The organism is Hymenobacter sp. PAMC 26628 (assembly GCF_001562275.1).
In the GTDB taxonomy this organism is placed as follows: domain Bacteria; phylum Bacteroidota; class Bacteroidia; order Cytophagales; family Hymenobacteraceae; genus Hymenobacter.
The window spans coordinates 3,177,558-3,202,424 of record NZ_CP014304.1 but is presented as its reverse complement, the minus strand read 5'-3'; the positions used below and the strand labels follow the sequence as shown (position 1 = coordinate 3,202,424).

General features: G+C 66.9%; 21 protein-coding genes. 4 read left to right on the top strand and 17 right to left on the bottom strand.

The genetic code is table 11. From position 1 onward, the window contains the following. Positions 1–63 precede the first annotated feature (63 nt). The 4 genes from paaE to purU form a co-directional block, all read right to left on the bottom strand. Positions 64–1,143, bottom strand: a complete 1,080-nt coding sequence (gene paaE, locus AXW84_RS13950; protein ID WP_068234333.1) for a 1,2-phenylacetyl-CoA epoxidase subunit PaaE — start codon at positions 1,141–1,143, stop codon at positions 64–66. Positions 1,144–1,234: 91 nt separating this feature from the next. Further along, on the bottom strand, positions 1,235–1,819 hold the full coding sequence (locus AXW84_RS13945) for a TetR/AcrR family transcriptional regulator (RefSeq protein WP_068234330.1): 585 nt from the start codon (positions 1,817–1,819) through the stop codon (positions 1,235–1,237). A 53-nt stretch (positions 1,820–1,872) separates the two neighbouring features. Next, entirely contained in the window at positions 1,873–3,213 is a 1,341-nt protein-coding gene (locus AXW84_RS13940) for a phenylacetate--CoA ligase (RefSeq protein WP_068234325.1), read from the bottom strand. A gap of 81 nt (positions 3,214–3,294) precedes the next feature. Next, positions 3,295–4,128 carry a formyltetrahydrofolate deformylase gene (gene purU, locus AXW84_RS13935; RefSeq protein WP_068239430.1) on the bottom strand — a complete coding sequence of 278 codons (834 nt, stop codon included), beginning with the start codon at positions 4,126–4,128 and terminating at the stop codon, positions 3,295–3,297. Between the two features lie 82 nt (positions 4,129–4,210). Between purU and AXW84_RS13930 the strand changes: the two genes are divergently transcribed. Then, the gene (locus AXW84_RS13930) at positions 4,211–4,594 is read left to right on the top strand and encodes a nuclear transport factor 2 family protein (RefSeq protein ID WP_068239426.1); all 384 of its coding nucleotides are present in this window, start codon (positions 4,211–4,213) and stop codon (positions 4,592–4,594) included. 231 nt (positions 4,595–4,825) lie between these two features. On the opposite strand, the gene AXW84_RS13925 is transcribed toward AXW84_RS13930, so the two are convergent. Next, positions 4,826–5,626, bottom strand: coding sequence for a head GIN domain-containing protein (locus tag AXW84_RS13925; RefSeq protein WP_068234323.1), 801 nt, complete (start codon positions 5,624–5,626; stop codon positions 4,826–4,828). 254 nt (positions 5,627–5,880) lie between these two features. Between AXW84_RS13925 and AXW84_RS13920 the strand changes: the two genes are divergently transcribed. Beyond that, positions 5,881–7,143 carry a hypothetical protein gene (locus AXW84_RS13920; RefSeq protein ID WP_157887023.1) on the top strand — a complete coding sequence of 421 codons (1,263 nt, stop codon included), beginning with the start codon at positions 5,881–5,883 and terminating at the stop codon, positions 7,141–7,143. Between the two features lie 195 nt (positions 7,144–7,338). After that, the gene (locus tag AXW84_RS13915; RefSeq protein WP_068234317.1) at positions 7,339–8,214 is read left to right on the top strand and encodes an oxidoreductase; all 876 of its coding nucleotides are present in this window, start codon (positions 7,339–7,341) and stop codon (positions 8,212–8,214) included. A gap of 61 nt (positions 8,215–8,275) precedes the next feature. Here AXW84_RS13915 and AXW84_RS13910 read toward each other — a convergent pair whose 3' ends face one another. The 7 genes from AXW84_RS13910 to AXW84_RS13880 form a co-directional block, all read right to left on the bottom strand. Next, positions 8,276–10,081, bottom strand: coding sequence for a hypothetical protein (locus AXW84_RS13910; RefSeq protein WP_157887022.1), 1,806 nt, complete (start codon positions 10,079–10,081; stop codon positions 8,276–8,278). 4 nt (positions 10,082–10,085) lie between these two features. Next, a complete protein-coding gene (locus AXW84_RS26310; protein WP_068234311.1) occupies positions 10,086–12,047 on the bottom strand; it encodes a DUF4175 family protein in 1,962 nt (653 codons plus the stop codon). Between the two features lie 2 nt (positions 12,048–12,049). Next, entirely contained in the window at positions 12,050–12,382 is a 333-nt protein-coding gene (locus tag AXW84_RS25005; RefSeq protein ID WP_068234309.1) for a hypothetical protein, read from the bottom strand. Further along, positions 12,379–13,926 carry a BatA domain-containing protein gene (locus AXW84_RS13895; protein WP_071891341.1) on the bottom strand — a complete coding sequence of 516 codons (1,548 nt, stop codon included), beginning with the start codon at positions 13,924–13,926 and terminating at the stop codon, positions 12,379–12,381. The genes AXW84_RS25005 and AXW84_RS13895 overlap by 4 nt, the downstream gene beginning before the upstream one ends. A gap of 119 nt (positions 13,927–14,045) precedes the next feature. After that, on the bottom strand, positions 14,046–14,915 hold the full coding sequence (locus AXW84_RS13890) for a DUF58 domain-containing protein (protein ID WP_068234304.1): 870 nt from the start codon (positions 14,913–14,915) through the stop codon (positions 14,046–14,048). Positions 14,916–15,142: 227 nt separating this feature from the next. Next, entirely contained in the window at positions 15,143–16,120 is a 978-nt protein-coding gene (locus tag AXW84_RS13885; protein ID WP_068234301.1) for an AAA family ATPase, read from the bottom strand. Positions 16,121–16,337: 217 nt separating this feature from the next. Further along, entirely contained in the window at positions 16,338–16,958 is a 621-nt protein-coding gene (locus tag AXW84_RS13880) for a DUF4159 domain-containing protein (RefSeq protein ID WP_068234298.1), read from the bottom strand. Positions 16,959–17,223: 265 nt separating this feature from the next. Between AXW84_RS13880 and AXW84_RS13875 the strand changes: the two genes are divergently transcribed. Next, a complete protein-coding gene (locus AXW84_RS13875) occupies positions 17,224–17,850 on the top strand; it encodes a porin family protein (RefSeq protein ID WP_068234295.1) in 627 nt (208 codons plus the stop codon). A 94-nt stretch (positions 17,851–17,944) separates the two neighbouring features. On the opposite strand, the gene AXW84_RS13870 is transcribed toward AXW84_RS13875, so the two are convergent. The 5 genes from AXW84_RS13870 to AXW84_RS13850 form a co-directional block, all read right to left on the bottom strand. Further along, entirely contained in the window at positions 17,945–19,270 is a 1,326-nt protein-coding gene (locus AXW84_RS13870; protein ID WP_068234292.1) for a TldD/PmbA family protein, read from the bottom strand. Between the two features lie 114 nt (positions 19,271–19,384). Continuing rightward, positions 19,385–21,037, bottom strand: a complete 1,653-nt coding sequence (locus AXW84_RS13865; protein ID WP_068234289.1) for a TldD/PmbA family protein — start codon at positions 21,035–21,037, stop codon at positions 19,385–19,387. A gap of 249 nt (positions 21,038–21,286) precedes the next feature. Then, on the bottom strand, positions 21,287–22,621 hold the full coding sequence (locus AXW84_RS13860) for a TldD/PmbA family protein (protein WP_068234286.1): 1,335 nt from the start codon (positions 22,619–22,621) through the stop codon (positions 21,287–21,289). A 68-nt stretch (positions 22,622–22,689) separates the two neighbouring features. Then, a complete protein-coding gene (locus tag AXW84_RS13855; RefSeq protein ID WP_236943124.1) occupies positions 22,690–23,073 on the bottom strand; it encodes a four helix bundle protein in 384 nt (127 codons plus the stop codon). Positions 23,074–23,116: 43 nt separating this feature from the next. Continuing rightward, entirely contained in the window at positions 23,117–24,772 is a 1,656-nt protein-coding gene (locus AXW84_RS13850) for a TldD/PmbA family protein (protein WP_068234284.1), read from the bottom strand. Between the last annotated feature and the right edge of the window lie 95 nt (positions 24,773–24,867).

Below are 24,867 nucleotides of genomic sequence, written 5' to 3'. Positions count from 1 at the left end.
CGAGCGGAATGCGGCAAAGCTAGGCCGCCGCCCAAACCGGGGCCCCGCTGCTCCGCCCCCGCGCTACTGGTCGAAATCGACCGCTACCTGGGCCGCGGTGGGGCGGGCCTGGCACGTGAGCACATAGCCGCGGGCTATTTCATCTTCTGATAACGAGTAGTTTACGTCCATCGCCGCGGTGCCTGCTGTGATGCGGGCGCGGCAGGTGCTGCACATGCCGTTTTTGCAGGAGTAGGGCGCGTCGGCCCCGGCGGCCAGGGCGGCGTCGAGAATCGTGTCGCCGTAGTACGACATGTCGAGGCGGTAGGCGCGGCCGTCGAGGTGCACGCTTACCTGGCTCTTTTGGTCGTCGGTGCTGGCGGGGCGGCCGGGGCCCCGGGCGGCCTTGGGGGCCCCGCTGGCAAACAGCTCGAAGTGGACTTTTTCCGGGGCCACGCCGGCGTCGGCTAGGGCCTCCCGCACGCCCATAATCATCTCCTCGGGCCCGCAGATGAAGCACTCGTCGATGCGCCCCGCGGGCACGATTTTTTGCAAGAACTGCGCGGTTTTTTCGCGGTCGATGCGGCCGAACAATAGGTCGGCGTCGCCCTGCTCGCGGCTCAGCACGTGGTACACGCTCAGGCGGTTCAGGAACTTGTTCTTCAGCGCCTCAATGCCTTCCTTGAAAATGATGGAGTTGCGGCCGCGGTTGCCATACACCAAATACACCTGGCTGTGGGGCTCGGCGAGGAGCACGGTTTTGGCGATGGAAAACACCGGCGTGATGCCGCTGCCCGCCGCAAAAAGCACGTACAGCTTAGCGTTCTCGGGGTGCAGGGCGGGCGGCGTGAAACGGCCCTGCGGCGGCATCACGTCGAGCCGGTCGCCGGGGCGCAAGCCGTCGCCGCCCACCATCAGGCTGGAGAACCGGCCGCCCGGCACCTGCTTGATGGCCACGCGCCACTCATCGTCCAAAGGGCTGCTGCACAGCGAGTAGGAGCGGCGCAGCTCTTCGCCGCCGTGGGTGCGGCGCAGCGTGAGGTACTGGCCCGGCACGTAGCGGAACGCCTCGCGCAGCTCGGCGGGCACGTCGAAGGCTACGCTCACGCAGTCAGGCGTTTCGCGGGTAATGCTTTTGACGGCGAGGGAATGGAATCGGCTCATGGGTGGGCGGGGGCCGGGCGGCGGCGCCTTGTGCGGCTGCGCCGCCCGGCCGCTGGGTAATGGTTTGGCAGTTAGGGCCCCGGGGCCCTGGTTACTTGCGCTCCAGGCCGTGCAGGAGCACGGTGATGATGTTGGCTTCCAGCTCTTCGGCCGACAGGTCGCGGCCCGGGCGGTACCACAGCTCGATCCAGCGCACGGCGGACAGGATGGTGAACAGGGCCACCGACACGTTCACGGGCTGGAACTCGCCGGCCGCAATGCCGGCCTCGATGAGGGCCGCGAAGCCTTTCTCGTAGGCTTTGCGGGCTTGCTTGAACTCGCCCAGCTTGGGCTCGGGCAGGTACTTCCAGTCGTGGTTGGCCACGGACACGGCCGGGCCGTCCTCCACCATCAGGCGGATGTGCAGGCGGATCAGGGCCTTAATTTTGTCGCCGTAGCTGGCCTGGGTGGCGGAAATTTCGCCCAGCTGCGAGATGTACAAGTCGGAAATCCGGAAGCAGATGCTGGCCAGAATTTCGTCCTTGGCCTTGATGTGGTTGTACATGCTGGCCGCCTCCATGCCCACCTGCCCAGCCAGGTCGCGCATCGACGTGCCGCCGTAGCCCCGGTCTTTGAAGAGCTTGGCGGCCTCGTCCAGGATCAGCTGGCGTTTCGATATTTTTTTAGTCTCTACCATTATAAGTGGCTAATTATTGCTAAAGTTAATTGTAATGTTCAGGGGCCCCAGGCTTAGAGGTGGCGCAGGTCCTGCACCCGGTTGAGCTTGCCGCCCTCGCTGCGCGGCAGCTGGCCGGGGCCCACCAGGTGCACGGCCATGCTGAGGCCGATGTTGTCCTTGATTTTTTTGGCCAGCGCGCCCTGCACGCGCACCAGTGTCTCGGGCGGCGGCCCCGGCGCGGCGCTGGGGGCCCCCAGGCCCAGGGCCTGCCACAGGGCGGCGGCCACTTCCACGTGCACCGCCACCTCGTCGAGGCGGCCGCGGCGGGTGGCCACCACCTGGTAGTAGGGGCTCAGGTGCTCCGCGTGCTGGAGCAGGTCCTCAATTTGGGTGGGGAAAAAATTGACCCCCCGAATGATGAGCATGTCGTCGGCCCGCCCCTGAATGGGGCCCATTTTCACGTGGGTGCGCTTGCCCGAATGCTCGTACGAGAGGTGCGTGATGTCGCCCGTCCAGTACCGCAAAATGGGCAGCGCCTGCTTGGTCAGGGTGCTGAGCACCAGCACGCCCGGTGCGCCGTGGGGGAGGGGCTCGCCGGTGAGGCGGTCCACTATTTCGGGGTAGAAGTGGTCTTCCCACACGTAGCTGCCCGTGCCGCGCTCGTCCACCTCTTCCTGCGACACACCGGGGCCCATGATTTCACTCAGCCCGTAAATGTTGGTGGCCGCCACCCGCAGCCCGGCCTGCACTTGCTGGCGGATGGCCTCCGTCCAGGGCTCGGCCCCCAGCACGGCGTATTGCAGGTTGAGGGCCCCCATATCCAGGCCGCGGCGCTGGATTTCCTCGGCCAGCACCTGGGCGTAGGAAGGCGTGGCGCAGAGGATTTCGGGCCGGAAGTCTTGCAGCAGTTGCAGCTGCCGGTCGGTGCTGCCGCCCGACACGGGGATGACCGTCAGCCCCAGCTTTTCGGCCCCGTAGTGGATGCCCAGGCCCCCGGTGAAGAGGCCGTAGCCGTAGGCGTTTTGCACCTTCATGCCCGGCCGGCAGCCGGCGGCGGCCAGCGAGCGGGCCACCAGCTCGGCAAACACGGCGAGGTCGGCGGCGGTGTAGCCCACCACCGTGGCCTTGCCCGTGGTGCCGCTGGAGCAGTGCAGCCGCGCCACCTCGGCCTCGGGCACCGCAAACAGGCCAAAGGGGTAGTTGTCCCGAAAGTCCGTTTTCTTGGTGAAGCCCAGCTTGGGCAGGTCCTCCAGCCCGCGGAAGCCCGCGGGCGTGAGGCCCGCCGCGGCCAGCCGCTGCCGGTAGAACGGCACCCGGGCGTGCACGTAGGCCACCTGCGCGCGCAGGCGCTCGTTTTGCAGGGCCCGCAGCCGGGGCAGGGGCATCCGCTCGGCCGCGGGGTTGAAAAGCATAAGCGCCAGGGTGGGTGGGAGATAACAAAGCTACTAGATTTAACTAACAAATGTTTGTTTATCTAGTAGTTTCCCGGCCCGTCAGTCGAAAATAACCGTCTTGTTGCGGTGCACAAACACCCGCTCGTCGAGCACCAGCTCCAGGGCGCGGGCCAGCACAATCTTCTCCACGTCGCGGCCGGCCTGGGCCATTTCGCGGGCGCTGCGGGTGTGGTCGGTGGGGATGACGCGCTGGGCGATGATGGGGCCCTCGTCGAGCTGCTCGTTCACGAAGTGGGCCGTGGCGCCAATGATTTTCACGCCCCGCGCGTGGGCCTGGGCGTAGGGGCTGGCCCCCACGAAGGCCGGCAAAAACGAGTGGTGGATGTTGACCAGTCGATTGGCGTAGGGCGCCACAAATTCGGGCGAGAGGATGCGCATGTACTTGGCCAGCACCACCAAATCGGGCCGGTAGCCGGCCAGCGCAGCCAGTACCTCGGCCTCGTGCGCGGCGCGGCTGCGGCCCGCGTGCGGCAGGTAGTGGAAGGGCACGCCGAACTGGCGCGTGAGGGGCCCCAGCACCTCGTGGTTGCTGACGACGGCCAACACGTTGGCGTTCAACTCGCCGAAGGCGTGGCGCACCAGCAGCTCGCTCAGGCAATGGTGCTCTTTGGTGACGAGCAGCACCACGTCTTTGGGCCGGTTGTCGCTCAGGCGCACGGTGGCCGCGGCGGGCAGGGCCCCCGCCAGCGCCGCGCCCAGGGCCCCGGCGTCGAAGGCGCCGGCAAACTCGGTGCGCATGAAAAACACGTTGCCCGCGGGCTCCACGAACTCGTCGTTGCGCAAGATGTTGAGGCCGTGGGCGAAGAGCACGGCGGTGATTTTGTAAATCAGCCCGGGCTCGTCGGGCGATTGAATGAGCAGCAGGTGCGGCATGGGGCGGACGGGCGCGAAGCCGGACGGGTAGTTTCTTTGCGGGGCCCCGGCCGGTTTGGCCGGGCGCATTTCCCTTTTTAAGATGACCGCCATTCAGGAAGTTGAACAGCTCGAACGCCAGCGCTTCGCCGCGCAAATATCCAAGGATTACGCCGTGCTGGAAAAAATCTTCGCCGACGACCTCGTCTACACCCACTCCAACGGCCACCAGGACAGCAAGGCGAGCTACATCGCCAGCATCCGCGCCGGCCAGAGCCGCTACGACCAAGTGGACATCGAGGCCCTGAGCATCCGCCCCTACAACGACGAGCGCACGGCCCTCGTGAACGGCACCGTGCGCATCGACTTGGGCCCCGGCCCCGACGGCCAGCCCCTCACCACGCGCATCAAGTACGCGGTGGTCTACATCAAAAACCCCCAGGGCTGGCAGCTGGTGCTCTGGCACGCCCAAAAACAAGCTTCTTAGGGTTAGTTGTTGGTTGCTCGTTGTCAGTTGTTAGTGAATGGTCAATGATTAGAATATCATGTAATAGCCAGGCCATCATGCCGAGCGCCGTGAAGCATCTTTACTGCGCCAGTAATCAATAGTTACTGCTGCGGTAGAGATGCTTCGCTGCGCTCGGCATGACGGCCTGCTGGTGAACTGACGACATTCAGTTCACTGACAACTAACAACTGACAACGAACAACTAAAAACCTATCCTTGGCGCACGCCGCCGCTGCCGCTGGTGCGGCTCGTGATTTTGGGGTTGCCGGTTACGATGACTCCGCCCGAGCCGCTGATGCGCGCGTCGAGCGTTTCGGTGGCCTGCACGCGGCAGCTGCCCGAGCTGCTGATGCGCGCCTCGCAGGTGGCCGACCGCAAATCGGGGGCCGTTACCGAGCCCGAGCCGCTGATGGCCACCTCGTGGCGCGGGCAGGTGCCGCCCCCTACCTTGATGCTGCCCGAGCTCGACAGGGCCGAGTGCAGCTCGGCGGCCTGCAGCTGGCCGATGCCGAGGTGGCCCGAGCTGCTTACCGCCGCCCGCACGTTGGTGGCCTGCACCTGCGCTACCTCCACCGAGCCCGAGCTGCTCACGCCCAGGGTTAGGTTTTCGGCCCGCACGCTGGGGGCCCTGAGCGAGCCGGAGCTGCTCACCGACAAGGCATTGATGGTGGGCATGGTGATGCGCACGGTCATGTTGCCCAGGCTGGAATGGTTGCGCAGGAACGCTTTCCAATCGGAGCCCGATTTGGTGTCGATGATGAGGCGGCCGCCGTCCACGGTGGTGCGCAGCTCGGCCAGGTCGTCGGGCGCGCCCTCCACCACCACTCGCTGCGGGCTGCCCTGCCGCACCTCCACGGCCACCGACGTGGCCAGGTTTACCTGCGTGAAGGCAGGCACGTCGCGCACCTCCTGGGCGGCGGGCGCGGGGGTGGCAATGGGGGCCGCGGGCGGCACAGCGGCCACGGCGGTGCCCAGCACCAGGGCCGGCAGTAACAGGCGGAAGAATTTCATAAATAGTTAGGTAAAAGGGTGAAAGGAGGGGAAAAGCGGCGGACGTGGTTGCCAGGCCAAAACTACCCGCGTCGAACCGCCGCCGGTAGTTTATTATCCCAACGCCCGGTTTCCCGGGAGCAACCCGCCCGCCGCGGTTACCGGGCCGGGGGCCCCGGCGTTACAGCCAATTTGGGGCGGTTGGGATAATATTTTTGCAGGGGGCTGGGCCGGCCGGGCACCTTCGCCCCGTCAACCATCTCTTCGCCTGCCCCATGCCGCCTTTTTTGCGCCTCGCTGTCCCCGCTGGGGGCTCTCGCTTTTTGCCCGCACTGCTGCTGGTGCTGCTGGCCTGGTGGCCCGCCGGCCACGCCCGCGCCCAGGACAGTACCCTCACGCGCCTCATTCGGCAGCACCAGTACCCCCTGGTGCCCGCCGGGGCCCAGTTCGCCGGCGCGGGCTGGGATAAGTTGCAGCAGAGCATCCAGCAAAGCCAGTTCGTGCTCGTGGGCGAAGACCACGGCCTGGCCCAGGTGCCGGGCTTCACGGCGGCCGTGGCGCAGGTGCTGCGGCCGGCGGTGTTCGTGGCCGAAATCGACCCCTACGTGGCCGCCGAGCTTACGGCCCTGGCGGCCCAGCCCGGCCTGCCCACGGCCCACAGCCAGCAGTATCCCGAGGCGCTGTGCTTCTACAACTGGGCCGAGGAATTTGAGTTGATTCGGACGCTGCGGGCCCGGCGCGTGCAGGTCGTAGGGCTCGACCAGGTGTACGCGGCCACCGCCGGCCGCTTCTACGCCCGGCTGGCGGCGCTGGCCAAGGGCAAGGCCGCCAAAGCCTATTTGCAACGTCAGGCCGCCGTGTACCAAGCCCAGGGCCAGGCCTTTGCGCGGGAAAAAAAGAACCGGTCCAGTATGACCGAGCAGCGGCCCGCGGCCGTTGATAGCCTAGTGGCCGCCACCCGCCGGGAGGGCCCCGAAGTACGGCAAATGGTGCAGGACTACGTGCTGAGCTACCGGATTTACCAGAGCCAAATCCATGGCACCGGCGGCCACCAGGAACGCCTGAACCTGATGCGCCGCACCCTGCTGCGCACCCTGGCGCCCTACCAGGCCGCCGGGGCCCCACCGCTGCCCAAGGTGCTGTTCAAGTTCGGCGCCAACCACCTAGCGCGGGGCCTTAGCCCGGTTACGTTCGGCGAGTTTTACGACGTGGGCAACCTGGCCCAGGACCTGGCCGAGGCCCAGAACCAGCAGTCGCTACACGTGAAGGTGGTGGGCAAGCAAGGCACGCGGGCGGGTACGCTAAATCAGTTGGACCGTAGCAACCAAGCCGCCCCTTACTCCGCCGCCGACAACGCGCGCCTGAAGCCCTTCTTCGACCAAACCACCGGCCCCGCCTGGAACGTGGTGGACCTGCGCCCCGCCCGCCGGGCCCTCAGCGCGGGCAAGCTAGTAGTGGGCCAACCCGTGCAGCGCGTGCTGCTGGGCTACGATTACCTCGTGGTCATCCCCGAAACTACCGCCAGCCATCCGTATTAAGTTGTTAAAATAAAACGGCCATGCGCATCTGGCGTCCGCGCGGTCGCAGCATCTCTCCCGCTGACCAACCAGCCGATTGGAGTAGTTCAGCGGGAGAGATGCTGCGGCTGCGCGGACCCTAGAGGAGCATGGCCGGTGGCTAATCGGTTGCCTATGAGGCTACGTGGGTGATGCTGCCGCCGAACAATTCGGGCCATGGAAGCGTCTTACGGCTTCCATTTCAAGCAAATTTATCATGCTCGAAGCAACAAAAATTGGTTTATTACCGGCGCCTCCACCGGGTTGGGCGAGGCACTGGCCACGTACTTGCTGGAGAAAGGCGACCGGGTAGCGGCCACGTTCCGGCAGCCCGCGCAAGCCGACGAATTCACGAAAAAAGCCCCCGGCCAAGCCCTGGGCGTACTGGTTGACGTCACCGACGCCGCGCAAATCGCCGCCGCCGTGCAGCAAAGCGTGGACGCTTTTGGGCGCATCGACGTGCTGGTGAACAATGCCGGCTACGGCTCGCTGGGCAGCATCGAAGAAGTATTGGAGGAAGAAGTGCAGCGCCAGTTCGACGTGAACGTGTTTGGGCCCCTGCGCCTGGTGCGGGCCGTGCTGCCGCACCTGCGGGCGCAAAAATCGGGCAACATCCTCAACATCACCTCCGTGGGCGGGCTGATCGGCATGGCCCACGCCGGCATCTACAACGGCTCGAAGTTCGCCCTCGAAGGCCTGGGCGAGTCGCTGGCCGCGCCGCTGGGGCCCCTGGGCATCCACGTTACCAACGTGGAGCCGGGCCCGTTCCGCACCAACTGGGCCGGGGTTTCGGCCACCTACACCGAAACCAAAATTGCTGACTACCAGGCTACTGTAGGCGAGGGCCTGAAAGCCTCGCTGGGCCGCGACGGCAACCAGGCCGGCGACCCCGTGAAGGCTGCCGAGGCCATGTACCAGCTCGTGCGCCTGCCCAATCCGCCCGTGCACCTGCTGCTGGGCGCGTTTGCCTACAAGCTGACCCGCCAGAAATTCCAGGGCCTCCTCAAGGAAATCGACGACTTCGCCTACCTCGGCGAGCCCACGGATTTCTAGGGCCCCACACCTCAGCCCAGCCGCTGTTCAGTAACTTTACCGTTGCCGGGCAGCGGCTTTTTTATAGCTTCTCTTCCAACCACAAGTACCCCGCTGCCAGCAGGAACAGGCAAAAAAACCAGCCCGCTGGCCAGGACTCCCGCACCTCATTGGCCGTGGTGGGCGCAGCGGCGGGAGCAGCGTTGGCGCGCTGCGCGGCGGCCAGCTGGCGCTGCCGGGCCGCGGGGCCCTGCCAGTCGTCGGGCCCGAAAACGTAGAACGCAAAACTGGTTTTGCCGGGGCCCTGCACTTGGTGCCAGCCGGCCGCGGCGGGCCAGAACACGGCGGTGCTCCACTCGGGCAGGCGCGGGTCTTGGCGCAGCGGCAGGGCCACGCTGGGGCCCCCAGCCAGCGCATGCACGGTGGGCGGCGCAGTTGGAAAAGCGCCCGTTTCCAGCTGCAACACCGTGGCCTCCTGCGCTTTGGGCCAGGCCGTGGCTACGCGCCAGGTGGCGGCGGTTGGTGCGGCCGGCGTGGCCGCCGCCAGCAGCCGGTTCCAAAACGAAGCATAAACGGCGTCCTGCCCTTGCAGGGCCCAGCGGAAGGTTTCGGGCACCACCGACACCACCACCGCGCCCAGCCCGAAGCGCCGCTTGGCGGCCACCAGCGCCGCGCCGGGGCCCTGCACCAGCGGCTGGAGCGCGGTACCGGGGCGCAGCGTGGCGGGCAGCGGGGCCCGCACGGCCGCGGGCGCATCGGGCCACGTCAGCAACTGAGGCACCGCCGCCGCGGGGCGCGGCACCACGGCAAAATCGGCCCGCGCGGGCGTGGCGGCGGGCAGCGGCGCGGCATCGGCCAGTAGTACCAGGCCCAGGTGGCCGGCTTGCAGGGCCCCGCGCAGGGCCTGGCTTTCGGCGGCCGATAGGCTGGCGAGCGTGCCGGCGTCGGCCACCACCACGGCGTAGCGGGCCAACAGGGCGGGCGTGAGGCGGTCGAGGGCCTGGGCGGGCTGGTTGAGGAATTCGGTTTGCGTCAGGCCCCGGCTCACGCCCGTGCGCACGGCCACGGCCCGCGGCTGCCCGGCGAGGTGGTTCTTCAAAAACTTAAACTCGAACGACGGCGCGGCGCTCAGCAGCAGCACCGGCGGGTGCAGCGCGGCGGCCACTTCCAGCGGCACCGGCTCGGCCCAGGCGGCGTGGCCAGCTTGGCGCAGCACCAGCTGGTAGCGCGCCAGCCCGGCCGCCTTGGGCTGGTAGCGCAGCCGAAACGGCCCGCCACCGGCCGGCACCCGCACCGAGTCGCGCCCGGCGCCGTCGGCGCGCAGGCTCACCCACGCCGGGGCCCCAGCGGGCGTGGCCGCGGTGCCTTCCACGAGTAGCGGCTCGCCCAGCCGCACAAGTTGTGGCCAGGTGGCCGTGGCAAAACCCAAAAAGGCCGGCGCGACGTGCGTCTGCACCGCCAGGGCCCCCAGTTGCGGCAGCGCAGCAGCGGGCAGGCCCTGGCCCAGCACGTGCACGCGGCGCAAAGCCGGGCGCTGCTCGGCCAGGGCCAGCAGGCTGCCCAGCGGCCGGGCGCCGGCCGGGCCTGGGGCCCCGGCGTAGCGCCACACGGGCGTGCCGGCCCCGAGTTGGCGCCGCAGCTGAGCCAGCGTATCGGGCTGGTAGCCGGGCGTCAGCACGATGGCCTCGGCGCGGGCGGCGGGCACGGCGCGGCGCGGCGGGTAGGCCGCGAGCCACAGGGCCGCCGCCGCCAGGGCCCCGGCCAGCGTCCGCAGGCCGCGCTGGCGGCGGCTGGGGCGGCGCCAGGCGGCCGCCACCAGCCCGAGGCCCAGTAGCAGGCACGCGCCGGCCAGGCCGTTATAAATCAACGTCGGGGAAGGAATGGCCAAGCAATCAACGGCTTAAATTCTGGAAATAGCGCCGCGCCAGCCGGTCGGGGGCAGGCGGGGCCGCGTCGGCGGGCGGGGGCGGGGGCAGCAGGTCGGTGAGGGCGCGGGCCACCGTGCGGCGGCAGTCGGGGCAGGGCGGGCGGGCGGCGCGCACGTCGCTGAGCAAGCGGCGGAGGTCGCGCAGGGCGGCGAGGTAGGCCCCCGGCTGCTGCACGGCAGCCTGGGCCAGGGCGGCGCCGGCGGACTCTAGCAGGCGGGCGTCGGCGGGGCGGGCGGGCTGGCCGGCGGCGCTGGCGGCCAGCCAGGCCAGGGCCCCGCGCACGGCGGGCTGGGCAGCGGGCGCGGGCACCTGCGCCTGCAAATGCGGGGCGGCCGCGCCCTTCAGGTCGCCGGTGAGGCGCAGGTTGGGCTCGGGCGCGGCCGGCGGGGCGAAGCCGGCTTTCTTGACGAAGGCGCGGGTTTGCTGCTGCACTTGCTTGAGCAGGCGCAGGGCCCGGTACTCGTAGGGCAGGGCGGCGGCGGGCTGGGCGGTGCGCAGGCGCAGCTCGGCGGCCCACATCTGGTCGAGCACGGCGCGCAGCTTGGTTTTCACGGCGGGCTCCAGGAAATCAGCGGTTTCCGCGTCGTCGTGCTTGTGGATGTAGGGCTGGAGCAGGGCGTCGGTTTCGGCCGTGGGTGAGGCGTTGCCACCCATCGGCGCGCTGGCCTCGTGGTCGTGGTCGTCGTGGCCCGCGGCCGGCGCGGCGGCGGGCGCGGGCGTGTCGTCGTCCTCCGCAATGGGCGCGTGCGACTCGGCGCGGGGCGCGGGCTGGGCTTCGGTTTCGGGGCCCGCCGTCACGCCCAGGCCGGGCTCCAGCTCCTCGCCCATGAACTTGCCGTAGCGCAGGCGCAGCGCCTGCTGGTCGGCTCCCAGCTCGTTGGCACGGCTGGTCAATTCGCTTGGCGTGAGTTTTTTACGATCCGCCAGCAGCTTCTGGGTGTCGATGATGAGCTGGCGCTGGCTGCGGAAATACGCCGGGGCCACCTTGGGGCCCCCCATCAGGCCCGACACGCCGGCGGCCTGGGCGGTGTCCTGCCACTGCACCAGGTAGGCGTCGGAGCGGGCGTTGTGGCCGTTGTTGTCGCGGGCCGAAATGTAGAAGTACAGCTCGTCGCCATAAGTCAGGCCCAACTGCTTCAAATTGAGCAGGCTGCCCACCGTGGCTTGCGCCGGCAGGGCCCCCAGGGCCGTGCTCAGGTCGCGCCGCACTTCGCGAAATTTCACCGCCTCGCCCGCGCCCTGGGCCACGGTGATGACCAGCTCGGCGCGGCTCAACCCGTAGTCGTCGCGCAGCAGGGCGCGCACCGGCACCTCGGGCCGGGCCCCACGGGCGGGCACCAGCGTGTAGGCTTTGGGCGTGAGGATGCGCACCGCGGGCGCTTGGTCGGCCTGCACGTCGATGGCGTAGTCGTCGGACACGGTGCCCGCAAACCGCAGCCGGTACAGCGCCGAGGCGTTCATAACCTGTTCGGCCTCAAACATATTGGCCGCGCCCGCCACCGGCCGGAAGGCCACCCGGCGCCCGCCCATCTCCAGTACCGGGGCCCCACCGGCCACCGGCCGGCTCACGCGCACCCGCCAGCGCACCCGTGCTCCCTGCGGGCACCGAAACGACGCCTGCGCCGGGGCAAACGCCGCCCGCCGGGTGTAGGCCGGGGGCGTCACCAGCAGCTGGGTTTCGAGGAGGCGGGCCGGCGCGGGGGCCCCCGGCCGGACCGGCGGCGCGTTGAAGTGCACAGGTACGGCGGCCGGCGCTACCGCCTGGGGCCCCGCCGCTGGCCAGGCCCAGGCGGCGGCCCCGGCCACTAGCAGCCCCAGGGCCAGCAGGCCCGGCCGGCGGAAGTCAACGGGCAACAATTGTTCTTTGCCCTCAGCAAGTTGCGTAAAGCGCCCGGCCACGCGCTGCTGCTGGAATTGCTCCAGCAAGCTCAGGTTTCGGTGGGTAGCAGGAGCAGGCCGGTGCTGTCTTCGAGGGCGGGGTAGCAGCGGTCGAGGCGGCGGGCCACGGCGGCGGCGGGCAGGGGCCCCAGCGGCGCCAGGTGCCACGCGGCAAAGCCTAATATAATGATTGCCAGGCCCGCCAGCGGCCACGTGGCGCCGGGCCAGTGCCGGGCCAGGCCGGCCAGCAGCAGGGCCCCGGCCAGCGCCGGCAGCAGCAAGGCGGCGGCCCGGCGCAGCGCGTAGCGGCGGCCCAGGGCCCCCAGCTGGTGGCGCGACGCGGCCAGCGCGGGCGTTTCGGCAACGGAAGCAGTGGGCGTCATGCGGCGGAAGTTGAGGATGAGGCGGCCGTGCGCCGGGCCACCCAGCGCTCCACGGCGAACAACAATGTGGCCAGCAGCACCAGCCACGGCCGCAAATCAGCGAAAGTAAAAGCGGTGACGGGCAGGCTACTAGCCGCTATTCGGGGCCCCAGGGCGACGGACAGCTGGGCAGGGTCGAAGCGACGCTGATCGTGGGCGTCGAGGGCCGCCGGGGCATCGGCCGCGGGCCCGGGGCGGAGCACTTCCAGCAGCAAGGCGGGTAAGGCCGGGCTATCAGCCAGCTCGCTCCAGGCGGGTTGCAAGCGGGTCGTGAGCTGGTACAAAGCCCCCTGGCCCACGGCTTGCCGCACCAATACCGGCCGGCCCCGGCCATCGGCCCACAGCGGTGCGCCGCCGGCTAGCGCGGGCCCTTGGGCGCGCCGAAACAGCGCGACGGCTGCGGCCCCGGCGGCCGGGGCCACCAACCGGGCAGTGTCGGCGGCGCCGGGCCCCGCGGCGGCTTGCCACACGTGTACGCCCCGCGCCGCCGCGGCCCGCCAAGCAGCCGGTACGGGCGCATCGGAAAGCCAAAACAGCCATTCAACACCGGCTGCTGGGGCTGGCGCGGCCGTGGTAGTAGCCAACTGCAACGGCACGGCCAGCCCCAGGGCGGCCGCTTGCAGCGCAGCCCGCAGGTAGCGGGCCTCTTCGGCGTGGCCGGGCGTGGCGTACAGCACGGCGCGCAGGGGCCCCGCCACGGCGAGGCCGGGGCCCTGGGCGGCGGAATCGGGCCGCAGCTGGCCGGTGCCGTCGGCGGCGGTAAGGTAGCGCAGGGGCCCCAGGCCCGGCGCGCGCAGCGGCGCGCCGCCGGCCGGGCGGGCCACGGCCAGCGTCAGGAAAGTGGTTTGGGTGGCGATGCTGCGGCCCACCAGCAGGCGCAGGCTATCGGGGGTGCCAGCTGCTTCGGCCAGCCAAGTAGCTTCTGGAACGGCCGGGTTCAGCAGCTGCCAGCGCACGGCAGCGGGCAGCGGCGGGTGGGGCCCCTGCAAGCCGCGCAACGTGCTGGCTACCAATACGCGCAGCGGCTGCCCGGGAAACGAATCCACCGCCTGCTGCACCCGCGCCCAGGCAAAGTCACCCGCTGCCGGGCCCCGGTAGCGGCCCAGCGAATCGGCCGCTACCGCCGGCAGGCCGGGCGCCAGCCAGCGCAGGGCGTAGCCGCGGCGGCGCAGCGAGTCGAGCCCTGGGCGGGCGGCGGCTAGCGCCGGGGTGCCGGCCAGCTCGGGGCCTACCAGCACCTGGCCGCGGCCGGCCGGGCGCGCCTGCCGCCACGCCGGGCCGGCCACCGCCACCGCCAGGGCCCCCAGCACGGCGGCGCGCAGCAGCAGCAGCGCCAGCTGCTCGGGCTTCAGGTTGCGCAGGCGGCGGTTGGCGCCCGCGGCCAGCCAGCGCAAGCTGCCCACCGCTACCTCGGGCCCTGGCCGCCGGTTCCAGAGGTAGATGGCCAGCGGCACCAGTAGACCCAGCAAAGCCAGCAGCGCAGAAGGGGAGGTGAAGGTGAGCAAATTCTCTTGTTGTTATGGGTTTTGGCTGTTCAGCTGTCATTCCGAACGAAGAGAGGAATCTGAATTCAACTGGGCGGGGAAGTAGTCCAGATTTTTCTCTTCGTTCGGAATGACAATAATCAACTTGCCCGGCGCCGCAAAAACTCGCGCAGGGCCCCGTCGAGTGGCGCGGCGGTGTTCAGCAAGTGGTAGTCGAAGCCCTGGCGGCGGGCGGCTTGGGCGGTGTCGGCCAGCCAGGCTTGCAGTTGGGTTTGGTAGGCGGCGCGCTGCTGGTCGGCGTCGATTTGCAGGGTTTGGCCGGTTTCGAGGTCGCGCAGCGTCACGGCGCCGCGGTAGTTGAAGGTCAGCTCATTGTCGGCCACTAAGTGCAGCAGCAGCACTTCGCCGCTCACGGCGCGCAGGCGCTTGAGGAGGCGGTTAATTTCGCCGTCGTCCTCGTACAAGTCGCTCACGCACACCGTCAGGGCCCGTTGGCGGCGGGCAGTGAGGGGCGCCAGCGTGGCCGCGTCGGGGAAGGTGCCGGCGGCGTCGGCCGTTTCGAGGGCGTGGTAGAGGCGCGGCAGCTGGCGGGCGTCGGCCCGGGGCGGGAGGTGGCGCAAGCCGCTGGGGCTGAGGATGGTCAGGCCCACGGCGTCGCCCTGGTGCTGGGCCAGGTAAGCCAGGGCCCCCAGCAGCAGCCGGCCGTAGTCGAGCTTAGTGAGGCCGTTGGCGTCGCGGTGGTTCATGCTGGCGCTGGCGTCCAGCAGTAGGTGCACGGTCAGGCTGGTGTCCACCTCCGATTCGCGTAGGTAGTAGCGGTCCGAGCGGGCCGCCAGGCGCCAGTCGAGCCGCCGCAGGTCGTCGCCCGGCTGGTAGGGCCGGTACTGGCTGAACTCCATGCCCACGCCGTGCCGCCGGCTGGCGTGGGCCCCCGCGAGGAAGCCCTCGGCCGCCCGTTTGGCGGCTAGCGGCAGGTTGCGCAAGGCGTGCAGGAGTTCGGGACTGAGCATTCTTTAGTTGTTCGTTGCTAGTTGTGCGTTGTTAATTGCTGGATTTAGGGCCCCCAGGTTAATTCCCTCAGGTCGTCATGCAGCGCGCAGCGAAGCACCTCTACTGCTCAACTAATCAATGATTACTGCCGCGGGAGAGATGCTTCGGCTGCGCTCAGCATGACGTTCTGTTTGCACAACGATTACCGCTCAACCGCGCGGACTCGCAGCGTCCGCGCTACAGCACGCTACACCTGCACCGCTTTTAGCAACGCTTCCACCGCGTCGTCGGGTGTCAAATTCTCTGCTTCGGCGTTGAAGTTCAGCAGCACGCGGTGGCGCAGTACGGGCGGGGCCAGGGCCCGGATATCCTCCAGGGTGGCGGCGAAGCGGCCTTGCAATAGGGCCCGGGCTTTGGCGCAGAGGATGAGTGCCTGGCCGGCCCGGGGCCCCGCGCCCCAGCGGCCGTAGTCCTGGATGAACTTCACCTCCGACGTGGCCGGGCGGGTGGCGCGCACCAGCCGGTTCACGAAGCCGAGCAGCTCGGGGCTGAGGCCCACCTGGCGCACCAGCTGCTGGAGCTGGCGCACGTCGTCTCCCCCCAGCACCGGGCGCACCTGGGCCCCGGCGGTGCCGGTGGTGCCGCTCAGCACGGCCATTTCCTCCTGCTCGGTGGGGTAGCCGATGCGCACGTACAACAAAAAGCGGTCGAGCTGGGCCTCGGGCAGCGGGTAGGTGCCGCTCTGCTCGATGGGGTTTTGGGTGGCCAGCAAAAAGAACGGTTTGGGCAGCGCGTGCTCCTGGCCGGCGTAGGTCACGTGGCCTTCCTGCATGGCCTCCAGCAGGGCGGCCTGGGTTTTGGGCGGCGTGCGGTTGATTTCGTCGGCCAGCACCAGGCTGGCGAAAATGGGCCCCGGGTTGAACTTGAACGAGCGGTGGCCCGTGCCGTGGTCTTCCTCCAGCACCTCGGTGCCGAGGATGTCGGTGGGCATCAAGTCGGGGGTGAACTGGATGCGGCGGAACGGCAAATCGGTGGCCGCGGCCAGGGTGCGTACCAGCAGGGTTTTGGCCAGGCCGGGCACACCCTCCAGCAGGGCGTGGCCGCCGGCCAGCAGCGCCACCAGCACCTCGTCGAGCACCGCCGACTGCCCCACGATGACTTTGCCAATTTCGGCCTTCAGCACCGGCAGCTTGGCCAGCAACGTGTTAACGTCTTGTTCGGTCATGTAAAATAGATCAAATGCGAAGGAACAGGCGCGGATAGAAAGAAGAACGGCGGGGTTGAAAACGCGGAAACGCGGTATTGGCAACTCAAAAAATCAATCTAGACCGTCATGCAGCGCGCAGCGAAGCATCTCTACCGCGGCAGTAATCAGAATTAGTTACGCGAAAAAGATGCTTCGCTGCGCGCTGCATGACGGCCTTTACTGCTCATAATTACCATCAGGTCAACGCATAAAGCAAAATATTGACCCCAAACTTGGTGTTGTCTTCGGCCAAAAAGCGCTTGTTGCGGAAGTCGTAGTCCCACTCGCAGCCGTAATCCTTGTTGGAGTACAGCACGCCCAGCCGGCCCTTGATTTCGACGCCCTTGAGGTAGTCGTGCACGAGGTCGTCGCCCCAGCCGTTCAGCTCGAAGCCCGTGTTCGGGGGCCCGTCTTTGAACTGGAAAAACTGCGAGTAGATGGGGTGGGTTTTGGGGATTTTCTTCAGGGCCTGAGGCCCAAAGCACACGCGCATCTGCTCCTCAAACGAGCGGGCAAACAGGCCGTCGATGTCGTGGTTGCAGTCGTCGACGAATACGAAGCCGCCGTTGCGCACGTACTGGGTGAAGTTCTTTTTCTCGGCCGCCGAAAACTGCACCAGCCGGTGCCCGCTCAGGTAGCAAAACGGGTAGCCGAACAGCGCGGGACTGTCGAGGGCCACCACTTTTTCCTTGGCCTCGACGGGCACTTTGGTGTACTGCACCAGCGAGTGCAGCAGGTTGGCGGGCATGCGCTCGTCCACCGCATCCCAATCGCCGGAGTGGTAGCTGAGGCGCACAAACGTGAAGGGAACCGGCATGCAGGAAAAAAAGGCGAACGGATAAACTTCCCAAATGAAACCAGAAAAATGCCAGGGTTGCGCCAACGCTCAGCATTTTAGGGCCCCTGGCCCGAAAATTTACCGCCGGGGCCCCGGGTGGGCCGGCGGCGGGGCGGCCATTGGCGCGGGCCCATTCAGGGCCCCGGCACAACTTTCGGGGGCGGGCTGCGTTGGCGTTCGTGGCGCCTGGCCGGGGCCTATTTTTGCGCCATTCATCCCCTCATTATTCTATTTCGAACCGGTTATGAAATTGCTAGCTTTCCCCCTCGCCGCCGCCCTGGCGGTGGCATTTGCCCCCAAGGCCCAGGCCCAGTTCGGCGTCAAGGCCGGCATCAACGCGGCCGAGCTGCGGGGCCGCGATGGCGAATCGTCGTCGTACAAAACGTACTACCACGTCGGCCTCATCTTCCAGGGCAAGCTTATTGGGCCCCTGTCCATTCAGCCCGAAATCCAGTATTCGCAGCAGGGCGGCAACCTGAAGGGCGCCTTCACCGACTACGACACCAAGCTGCACTACTTCTCGGTGCCGGTGTTGCTCAAGGTCACGCTGGGCCCTGTGTTTGTAGAGGCCGGCCCGCAGTTCGGCCTGCTTGTGGACGCGACCCGCAACGGCCAGGTGGAAATCAGCGGCACCAGCGGCTCGGCGGCCTACGCCAACGTGGACGGCCAGAACGTGAAGGACCAGTACAAGAAAACCGACCTCAGCGTGGCCGGTGGCGCGGGCCTCAAACTGGGCAACCTCACACTGGGGGCCCGCCTCGTGGCGGGCCTCAACGACATCAACGACGCCCGCAGCCTCACCGGCATCAACGACCCGAAGCTGCAAAACCGCGTGTTCCAGGCTTACGCCGGCATCCAGTTCGGCAAGTAACCAACTTGTAGCGTGGACTCTGCGAGTCCGCGCGTTGAACGGTGCCGCTGCAATCGTTCAACGCGCGGACTCGCAGAGTCCACGCTACAGTCGTTTATACGGCATCCGATAAGCTGGTGAAGGTGAAATCCCTGATTTTCAGGGGCGGCACGAGGCAGCCGGCCAAGCGTTGGGGCCGGCCGATGGCTTCGAGGTTGTTGAGCATGATGATGGGGCTCTCGTTGAAGCGCATGTTCTTGATGGGGAACTTGATGGCGCCGTTCTCGATGTAGAACGTGCCGTCGCGCGTGAGGCCGGTGTAGAGCAGCGTCTGCGGATCGACCTCGCGGATGTACCACAAACGCGTGATTAAGATGCCCTTGGCGGTGCCCTTGATGAGCTCCGCGGTGCTTTGCGTGCCACCGCTCATGATGAAGCCGCTGGGGAAAGCCGTGGCGGGCACGTTGTTTTTCTGGGCCCAGTAGCGCGAATACAGCATGTTTTTCACCACGCCCTTCTCCACCCAGCTCATGCGCTGCGTGGGCAGGCCGTCGCCGTCGAAGGCATTGCCGGGCACCTCCGCGTTCATCGGGTCGGAGTAGATGGTCACCTTGTCGTCGAACAGCTTCTCGCCCTTGCGGTTGCCGCCGCCCTTCTTGGTGAGGAAGCTGCGCCCCTCATCGGCCTCGCGGGCCCCCATGCCATACAACAGGCCGCCGAGCAGCGAAAGGTCGTCGCCGGCCATCAGCGCGGCCGGCTCCAGGATGACGGTGTACTTGCCCGGCTCAATGGCCTTGGCGTTGAGCGAGCCGGCGGCTTTGTCGGCCGCGCGCTGCGTGAGCGCCTTGGTATTCAGCTTGGCCGCGTCCGTCACGTCGGCAATGGCGTAGCCTGAGCCGCGGCCGTCGGCGGTGCGCACCGTCACCGAAAAGTCGGTGTTGGTGGACTGCTGGTAGGCGTCGAGGCCCTTATTGTTGCGCTTGGCCACAAAGCTGGTGCCGCCGTCGAGGAAGCCCGCGGCGGTCAGGTTTTTGGCCACGCACAGGTTGATGCTGTCGGCCGCGGCCTGGGCGCGGGCGGCGGGTGCGAGCACCGTAGGCGCCGCCGAGGGTGGCTGGAGGTAGGTCTGGGGCCCCAACAAGGGCACGTACTCGGGGCTTTCGGGGGCGAGGCGGGCAATTTCCTCGGCCCGCTGCACGCAGCGGCGCAGGGTGGCCTCGTCGAACTCGTTGCAGGTGGCCACGCCGCTGCGCTTGCCAAAGCGCGCCTCCACGGCCAGCGAAATCGTGTCTTGGGCGCCGGCCGTGCTCACGCCGTTGCGGGCGTAGCGGATGTTGCCGCTCGTGCGCCCGTTCAGCGAGGCCTCGCACTCGTCGGCCGTGCTGTAGCCCAGCACTTGCTTGAGCAGGGCCTGGGCATCGGTTTGGGAAAGAATGGGCATGATTTCTGGAATGTGAAAATCTGGAAATGAGAAGAATGTGAAAATGACGTGGCCGAATGAAGGGGCGTTTGGGGCCCTAATTTTTCACATCTTTCACATCTCACACATTAAAAATTACCCAATCTTGCGGGCCGTGTTGATGACGTTCACGCCATTGAAGCGGGTGGTGGCCGAGCCGTGGCTCACCGCCGAAATCTGGGCCGGCTGGCCCTTGCCATCGAAGAAGGTGCCAAACAGGCGATAGTCCGACTGGTCGCACGAGCCGGCGCACGAGCCCCAGAATTCCTGGGTGTTCGACTGGTACGCCACGTCTTCCAGGGGCCCCGTAATCTGGCCCTTCTCAATGGCGTAGAACATCTGGCCGCCAAATTGAAAATTAAATCGCTGCTGGTCAATGGAAAATGAGCCCGCCCCAGCAATGTAAATGCCCTTGTCGACCCCTTTGATCATGTCGTCGACGCTCATTTTGGCGGCGCCCGGCTGCAGGCTCACGTTGGGCATGCGCTGGAACTGCACGCTGCTCCACGAATCAGCGTAGCAGCAGCCGTCGGAGGCCTTCTGGCCCACGATGTGCGCCTGGTCACGAATCTTCTCGTAGTTCACCAGCTTGCCCTCCTTGATGAGGTCCCAGCGGCCGGTTTTCACGCCCTCGTCGTCGTAACCCACGGCCCCCACGGAGCCGGGTTGCAGCTTGTCGGCCACGATGTTGACTTGCTTCGAGCCGTAGGGCAGGCCCTTGGCTTTCCACGCCAGGGTGGCGAAGCTGGTGCCGGCGTAGTTGGCCTCGTAGCCCAGTACGCGGTCGAGTTCGAGCGGGTGGCCCACGCTCTCGTGGATGGTGAGGCCCAGGTGGCCGGGGTCGAGCACGAGGTCGTACTTACCGGGCGTCACCGACTTCATGGTGAGCTTGGCTTTGGCCTGCTTGCCGGCCAGGGCGGCGTCGGCGAGGATGTCGTAGCGCAGCTTGTAGCCCACCAGCTCGGTGCCGGCGGGGCCCCGCACCTGCTCGGTGGCGCTGGGGGTGAGGTACTCGTAGCCCAGGCCCATGGGCGAGCTAAGCGCCTCACGCGAGCGGAACTTGCCCGTGGCCTTGTCGATGGCCGTAACGCTGAAGGTGGGCCAGATGCGGTGCACGTCCTGGTCGATGTACGAGCCGTCGGTGCTGGCGAAGTACTTCTGCTCGTTCACCTGGAACAGGCTGGTGCCGATGTAGCTGGCGCCCGCGTCCAGGGCCCGGGCGTTGGCTTCCAGCAGCAAGTCCACCTTCTGCTTGATGGGCACCTCGAAGGCGTTTTGCTGGATGGGCGTTTTCCAGCTCACTTCGCCGTAGCCGGCCTGGGCAGCCAGCTGCACGGGCTCCTTCTGCACCAGGTGGTTGGCCTTGGCAATGGCCACGGCCAGCTGGGCGGTGGCGGCAATGCTGTCGGTGGTCACCACGCTCGTCGAGGCGAAGCCCCAGCAGCCCGCCACCAGCACCCGGATGCCCACGCCGTAGCTTTCGGTGCTCACGATGTTCTGCACCTGCTTCTCGCGGGTGAACACGTACTGGTTGAGGTAGCGGCCGATGCGCACGTCGGCGTAGGAGGCTCCGGCCGACTTAGCGGCGTTCAGGGCCGCGTCGGCCAGGCGTTTTTTCTGGGCCACGTCGGCCCCCGGTTCCAGCAGGCGGGCGGGGTCCACGCGGGTGTGGCCGAAGCCGGGCAAGCTGGGCAAAAACAGGGCCCCGGCGGCGAGGCCGCTCAAGCCCACAAAGTCGCGTCTTTTCATATTCAATGAATGAATGGGTGAATGGGTGAATGAGCGAATGGGTGAATGAGGTGGTGGATGGGTGGATGAGGGTTTTTGCCTTGTAAGGCCGTCATGCCGAGCGCAGCCGAGGCATCTCGCGTGCTTTACTAACTCAATCGATTGGTTTACAGCTGCACACGAGATGCCTCGGCTGCGCTCGGCATGGCGTTCTAGGGCCCGTCTACTCTCTCATTTACCCATTCACTCATTCCTCCATTCCCCCATTGGCTACACCGCGTCCGACAAGCTGGTGAAGGTGAAGTCGCGGATTTTCAGCGGCGGAATCAGGTTGCCGGCCAGGCGCACGGGCTTGCCGATGGCCTCCAGGTTGTTGAGCATGATGACGGGGCTCTCGTTGAAGCGGAAGTTCTTTACCGGAAACTTGATGGCGCCGTTCTCGATGTAGAAGGTTCCGTCGCGCGTCAGGCCGGTGTAGAGCAGCGTTTGGGGGTCGACGGGGCGGATGTACCACAGGCGCGTGACCAGGATGCCCTTGGCCGTGCCCTTGATGAGGTCGGCGGTGCTCTGGGTGCCGCCTTCCATGATGAAGCCGTTGGGGCTGGGCAGGTCGGGGATGCCGGCCTTCTGGGCCCAGAAGCGCGACGAGTACAGGTTTTTCACCACGCCCTTCTCGATCCAGGTGGTGCGCTGCTGCGGGCGCCCGTCGCCGCTGAAGGTGAGGTCGGCAATTTCGGGGTTGGTCGGGTCGGAGTAGATGGTCACCTTCTCGTCGAACAGCTTCTCGCCCTTGCGGTTGCCGCCGCCCTTCTTGCTCAGGAAGCTGCGGCCCTCGTCGGCCGAGCGCGCGTCAAACGAGCGCATTAGGGCCCCCAGCAGCGAAGCATCGGTGTTCGACACCAGGGCGTTGGGCTCCAGGATGACGGTGTACTTGCCCGGCTCAATGGCTCTGGCGCCCACCGAGGCAGTGGCTTTGTCGGCGGCCACTTTGGTCAGGCGCGTGGCGTCGAACTTGCTGGCGTCGGTGTAGTCGGTCGCGGCGTAGCCCGAGCCCGTGCCGTCGGGCGTGCGCACGGTAATGGAAAAGGCCACGTTCGACACTTGTTGGTAGGCTTCCAGGCCCTTGCTGTTGCGCTTGGCCACGAAGCCGGCCGAGTCGTTGAGGAACCCGGCCGAGCTCAGCTTCTTGGTGTCGCAGTACTGCATGCTGGTGGCCACCTGCTGGGCCCGGTAGTCGGGGGTGATGGCGGCCGTGGCCTGGGCGAACGACAGGGGCGAGGCCGTGTAGCTCTGGGGCCCCAGCAGGGGCAGGTACTCGGGGCTTTCGGGGGCGAGGCGGGCAATTTCCTCGGCCCGCTGCACGCAGCGGCGCAGGGTAGCGTCGTCGAACTGGTTGCAAGTAGCCGTGCCGCTGCGCCGGCCGAAGTACGAGGTGACGGCCAACGACACGTTGTCGGTGATGCCGGAGGTGCTGATGGCGTTGCGCGCCGAGCGCACGTTGCCCTCGAGCGAGCCGCTGAGGTTGGCCTCGCACTCGTCGGCGGTGCTGAAGCTCAGCACCTTTTTGAGGATGGTTTGGGCGTCGTCTTTGGAAATGATAGCCATTTTATAAAATGTGAAGATGTGCAGATGTGGGAAATGTGGAAATGCAGAAATTGAGAAATGTGGGGCCCTCAGGCGGCATTGGCTTTGCTGGAGATGATGATGCGGGCCAACAAGCGGCGCACGCTCAGCAGCGTTTCGGTGAGTGGAGCGGGCGGCGTGGGGTAAGCGGGCGCGTGCTGGTAGAGCTGAAGCCAATAGTCGGTTTCCTCGGCTTCCTTGGCGGCGATTTTGCACTTATGCACAAAATCGGCCCGGCTTTCGGCGTGCTGTGCTTCGCGCACGTTGGCGCCCACCGAAGTGCCGCACCGCAGCAGCTGGCGGGCCACCACGTAGCGCCGCCCGGCTTCCAATTCCTCCACATAAGCCAACACTGCCAGTGCTAGCTCGAAGGAGAGCCGCACCACCGGGTTGTCGGCTTTTGCTCCGCCATTAGCCATTGAATCGTTCGCCACATCCATCACATTTCCACATTCTCCTTATTTCCACATTAAAAAACTACCCCAGCTTGCGGCCGGTGTTAATCACGTTCACGGCGGTGAAGCGGGTCGTGGCCGAGCCGTGGCTCACGGCCGAGCTTTGCGAGGGCTGGCCCTTGCCGTCGTTGAAAGCGCCAAACAGGCGGTAGTCCGACTGGTCGCACGAGCCGGCGCACGAGCCCCAGAATTCCTGGGTGTTGGCCTGGTAGGCCACGTCTTCGAGCATTTCCGTGATTTTGCCCTTCTCGATGGCGTAGAACACCTGCCCGCCGAACTGGAAGTTGTAGCGCTGTTGGTCGATGCTGAACGAGCCGTTGCCGGCGATGTAGATGCCCTTGTCGACCTTACTCACCAGCTCGTCCACGCTCATTTTGGCGGCGCCGGGCTTCAGGCTCACGTTGGGCATGCGCTGGAACTGCACATCCTGCCACGACTGCGAGTAGCAGCAGCCGTCCGATTCCTTCTGGCCCACGATGTGCGCCTGGTCGCGGATCTTCTCGTAGTTCACCAGCTTGCCCTCCTTGATAAGGTCCCACTCCTTGCACTTGACGCCCTCGTCATCATAGCCCACGGCCCCCAGCGAGCCGGGTTGCAGCTTGTCGGCCACGATGTTGACTTGCTTCGAGCCGTAGGGCAGGCCCTTGGCTTTCCACGCCAGGGTGGCGAAGCTGGTGCCGGCGTAGTTGGCCTCGTAGCCCAGCACGCGGTCGAGTTCGAGCGGGTGGCCCACGCTCTCGTGGATGGTGAGGCCCAGGTGGCCGGGGTCAAGCACGAGGTCGTACTTGCCCGGCGTCACGCTTTTGCACGTCAGCTTCTGCTTGGTTTGCTTGGCGGCCCGGGCGGCGTCTTCCAGCATGTCGTAGCTGTTTTTATAGCCCACAACGTCGGAGCCCGCCGGGCCGGCCACCTTGTCGGCGGCCTTGGGCGTGAGGTACTCGTAGCCCAGGCCCATGGGCTGGCTCAGGGCCTGCCGCGAGCGGAACTTGCCGCTGGCGCGGTCCACCACCGTCACGCCAAACGTGGGGTAGATGCGGTGGATGTCCTGGTCGATGTAGGAGCCGTCGGTGCTGGCAAAGTACTTCTGCTCATTGATTTGGAACAGGGCCGAGTTCACGAACGACGCGCCATTGTCCAGGGCCGCGGCGTTGGCGGCCAGCAGCAAGTCCACCTTCTGTTTGATGGGCACTTCGAGCGCGTTCTGCTGGATGGGCGTTTTCCAGCTCACCTCCCCGTAGCCCTTTTGCGCGGCCAGCTGCACCTTTTCCTTTTGCACCTTGCTGTTGGCCTTGGCGATGGCAACCGCCAGCTGGGCCGTACTGGCAATGGCCGCCTCGGTCATGTTGTTGGTGGCGGCAAAGCCCCAGGTGCCGTTGGCAATCACGCGGATGCCCACCCCCATGGTTTCGGTGCTGCCGATGTTCTGCACCTGCTTTTCGCGGGTGAAGATGCTTTGGTTGAGGGTGCGCTGGATGCGCACGTCGGCGTAGCTGGCGCCGGCGCTTTTGGCGGCGTTCAGGGCCGCGTCGGCCAGGCGCTTTTTCTGGGCCACGTCCAGGCCCGGCTCCAGCAGCTGCGCGGGGTCGACGAGCATCCCGTTGCCGAAGCCGGGGATGCTGGGCAAATACAGGGCCCCGGCCGCCAGGCTGGTGAGTCCCACAAAGTCGCGTCTTTTCAAAGGGGTAAGAGTTTTAGGATGTGAGGAATGTGAAAATGTGGGGAGGTAGAAGGATGTGGAAATGTGGGAGGTGTGAGAATGTGGAGAATGAGGGA

Excerpts from the sequence above, each read along its gene's own strand:
- AXW84_RS13890 (WP_068234304.1), bottom strand. The coding sequence starts at position 14,915 with ATGCTCAGTCCCGAACTCCTGCACGCCTTGCGCAACCTGCCGCTAGCC.
- AXW84_RS13945 (WP_068234330.1), bottom strand. The coding sequence starts at position 1,819 with ATGGTAGAGACTAAAAAAATATCGAAACGCCAGCTGATCCTGGACGAG.
- AXW84_RS25005 (WP_068234309.1), bottom strand. The coding sequence starts at position 12,382 with ATGACGCCCACTGCTTCCGTTGCCGAAACGCCCGCGCTGGCCGCGTCG.
- AXW84_RS13880 (WP_068234298.1), bottom strand. The coding sequence starts at position 16,958 with ATGCCGGTTCCCTTCACGTTTGTGCGCCTCAGCTACCACTCCGGCGAT.
- AXW84_RS13915 (WP_068234317.1), top strand. The coding sequence starts at position 7,339 with ATGGAAGCGTCTTACGGCTTCCATTTCAAGCAAATTTATCATGCTCGA.
- AXW84_RS13865 (WP_068234289.1), bottom strand. The coding sequence starts at position 21,037 with ATGAAAAGACGCGACTTTGTGGGCTTGAGCGGCCTCGCCGCCGGGGCC.
- AXW84_RS13875 (WP_068234295.1), top strand. The coding sequence starts at position 17,224 with ATGAAATTGCTAGCTTTCCCCCTCGCCGCCGCCCTGGCGGTGGCATTT.
- AXW84_RS13930 (WP_068239426.1), top strand. The coding sequence starts at position 4,211 with ATGACCGCCATTCAGGAAGTTGAACAGCTCGAACGCCAGCGCTTCGCC.
- AXW84_RS13860 (WP_068234286.1), bottom strand. The coding sequence starts at position 22,621 with ATGGCTATCATTTCCAAAGACGACGCCCAAACCATCCTCAAAAAGGTG.
- AXW84_RS13940 (WP_068234325.1), bottom strand. The coding sequence starts at position 3,213 with ATGCTTTTCAACCCCGCGGCCGAGCGGATGCCCCTGCCCCGGCTGCGG.
- AXW84_RS13885 (WP_068234301.1), bottom strand. The coding sequence starts at position 16,120 with ATGACCGAACAAGACGTTAACACGTTGCTGGCCAAGCTGCCGGTGCTG.
- purU (WP_068239430.1), bottom strand. The coding sequence starts at position 4,128 with ATGCCGCACCTGCTGCTCATTCAATCGCCCGACGAGCCCGGGCTGATT.
- AXW84_RS13870 (WP_068234292.1), bottom strand. The coding sequence starts at position 19,270 with ATGCCCATTCTTTCCCAAACCGATGCCCAGGCCCTGCTCAAGCAAGTG.
- AXW84_RS13925 (WP_068234323.1), bottom strand. The coding sequence starts at position 5,626 with ATGAAATTCTTCCGCCTGTTACTGCCGGCCCTGGTGCTGGGCACCGCC.
- paaE (WP_068234333.1), bottom strand. The coding sequence starts at position 1,143 with ATGAGCCGATTCCATTCCCTCGCCGTCAAAAGCATTACCCGCGAAACG.
- AXW84_RS13920 (WP_157887023.1), top strand. The coding sequence starts at position 5,881 with ATGCCGCCTTTTTTGCGCCTCGCTGTCCCCGCTGGGGGCTCTCGCTTT.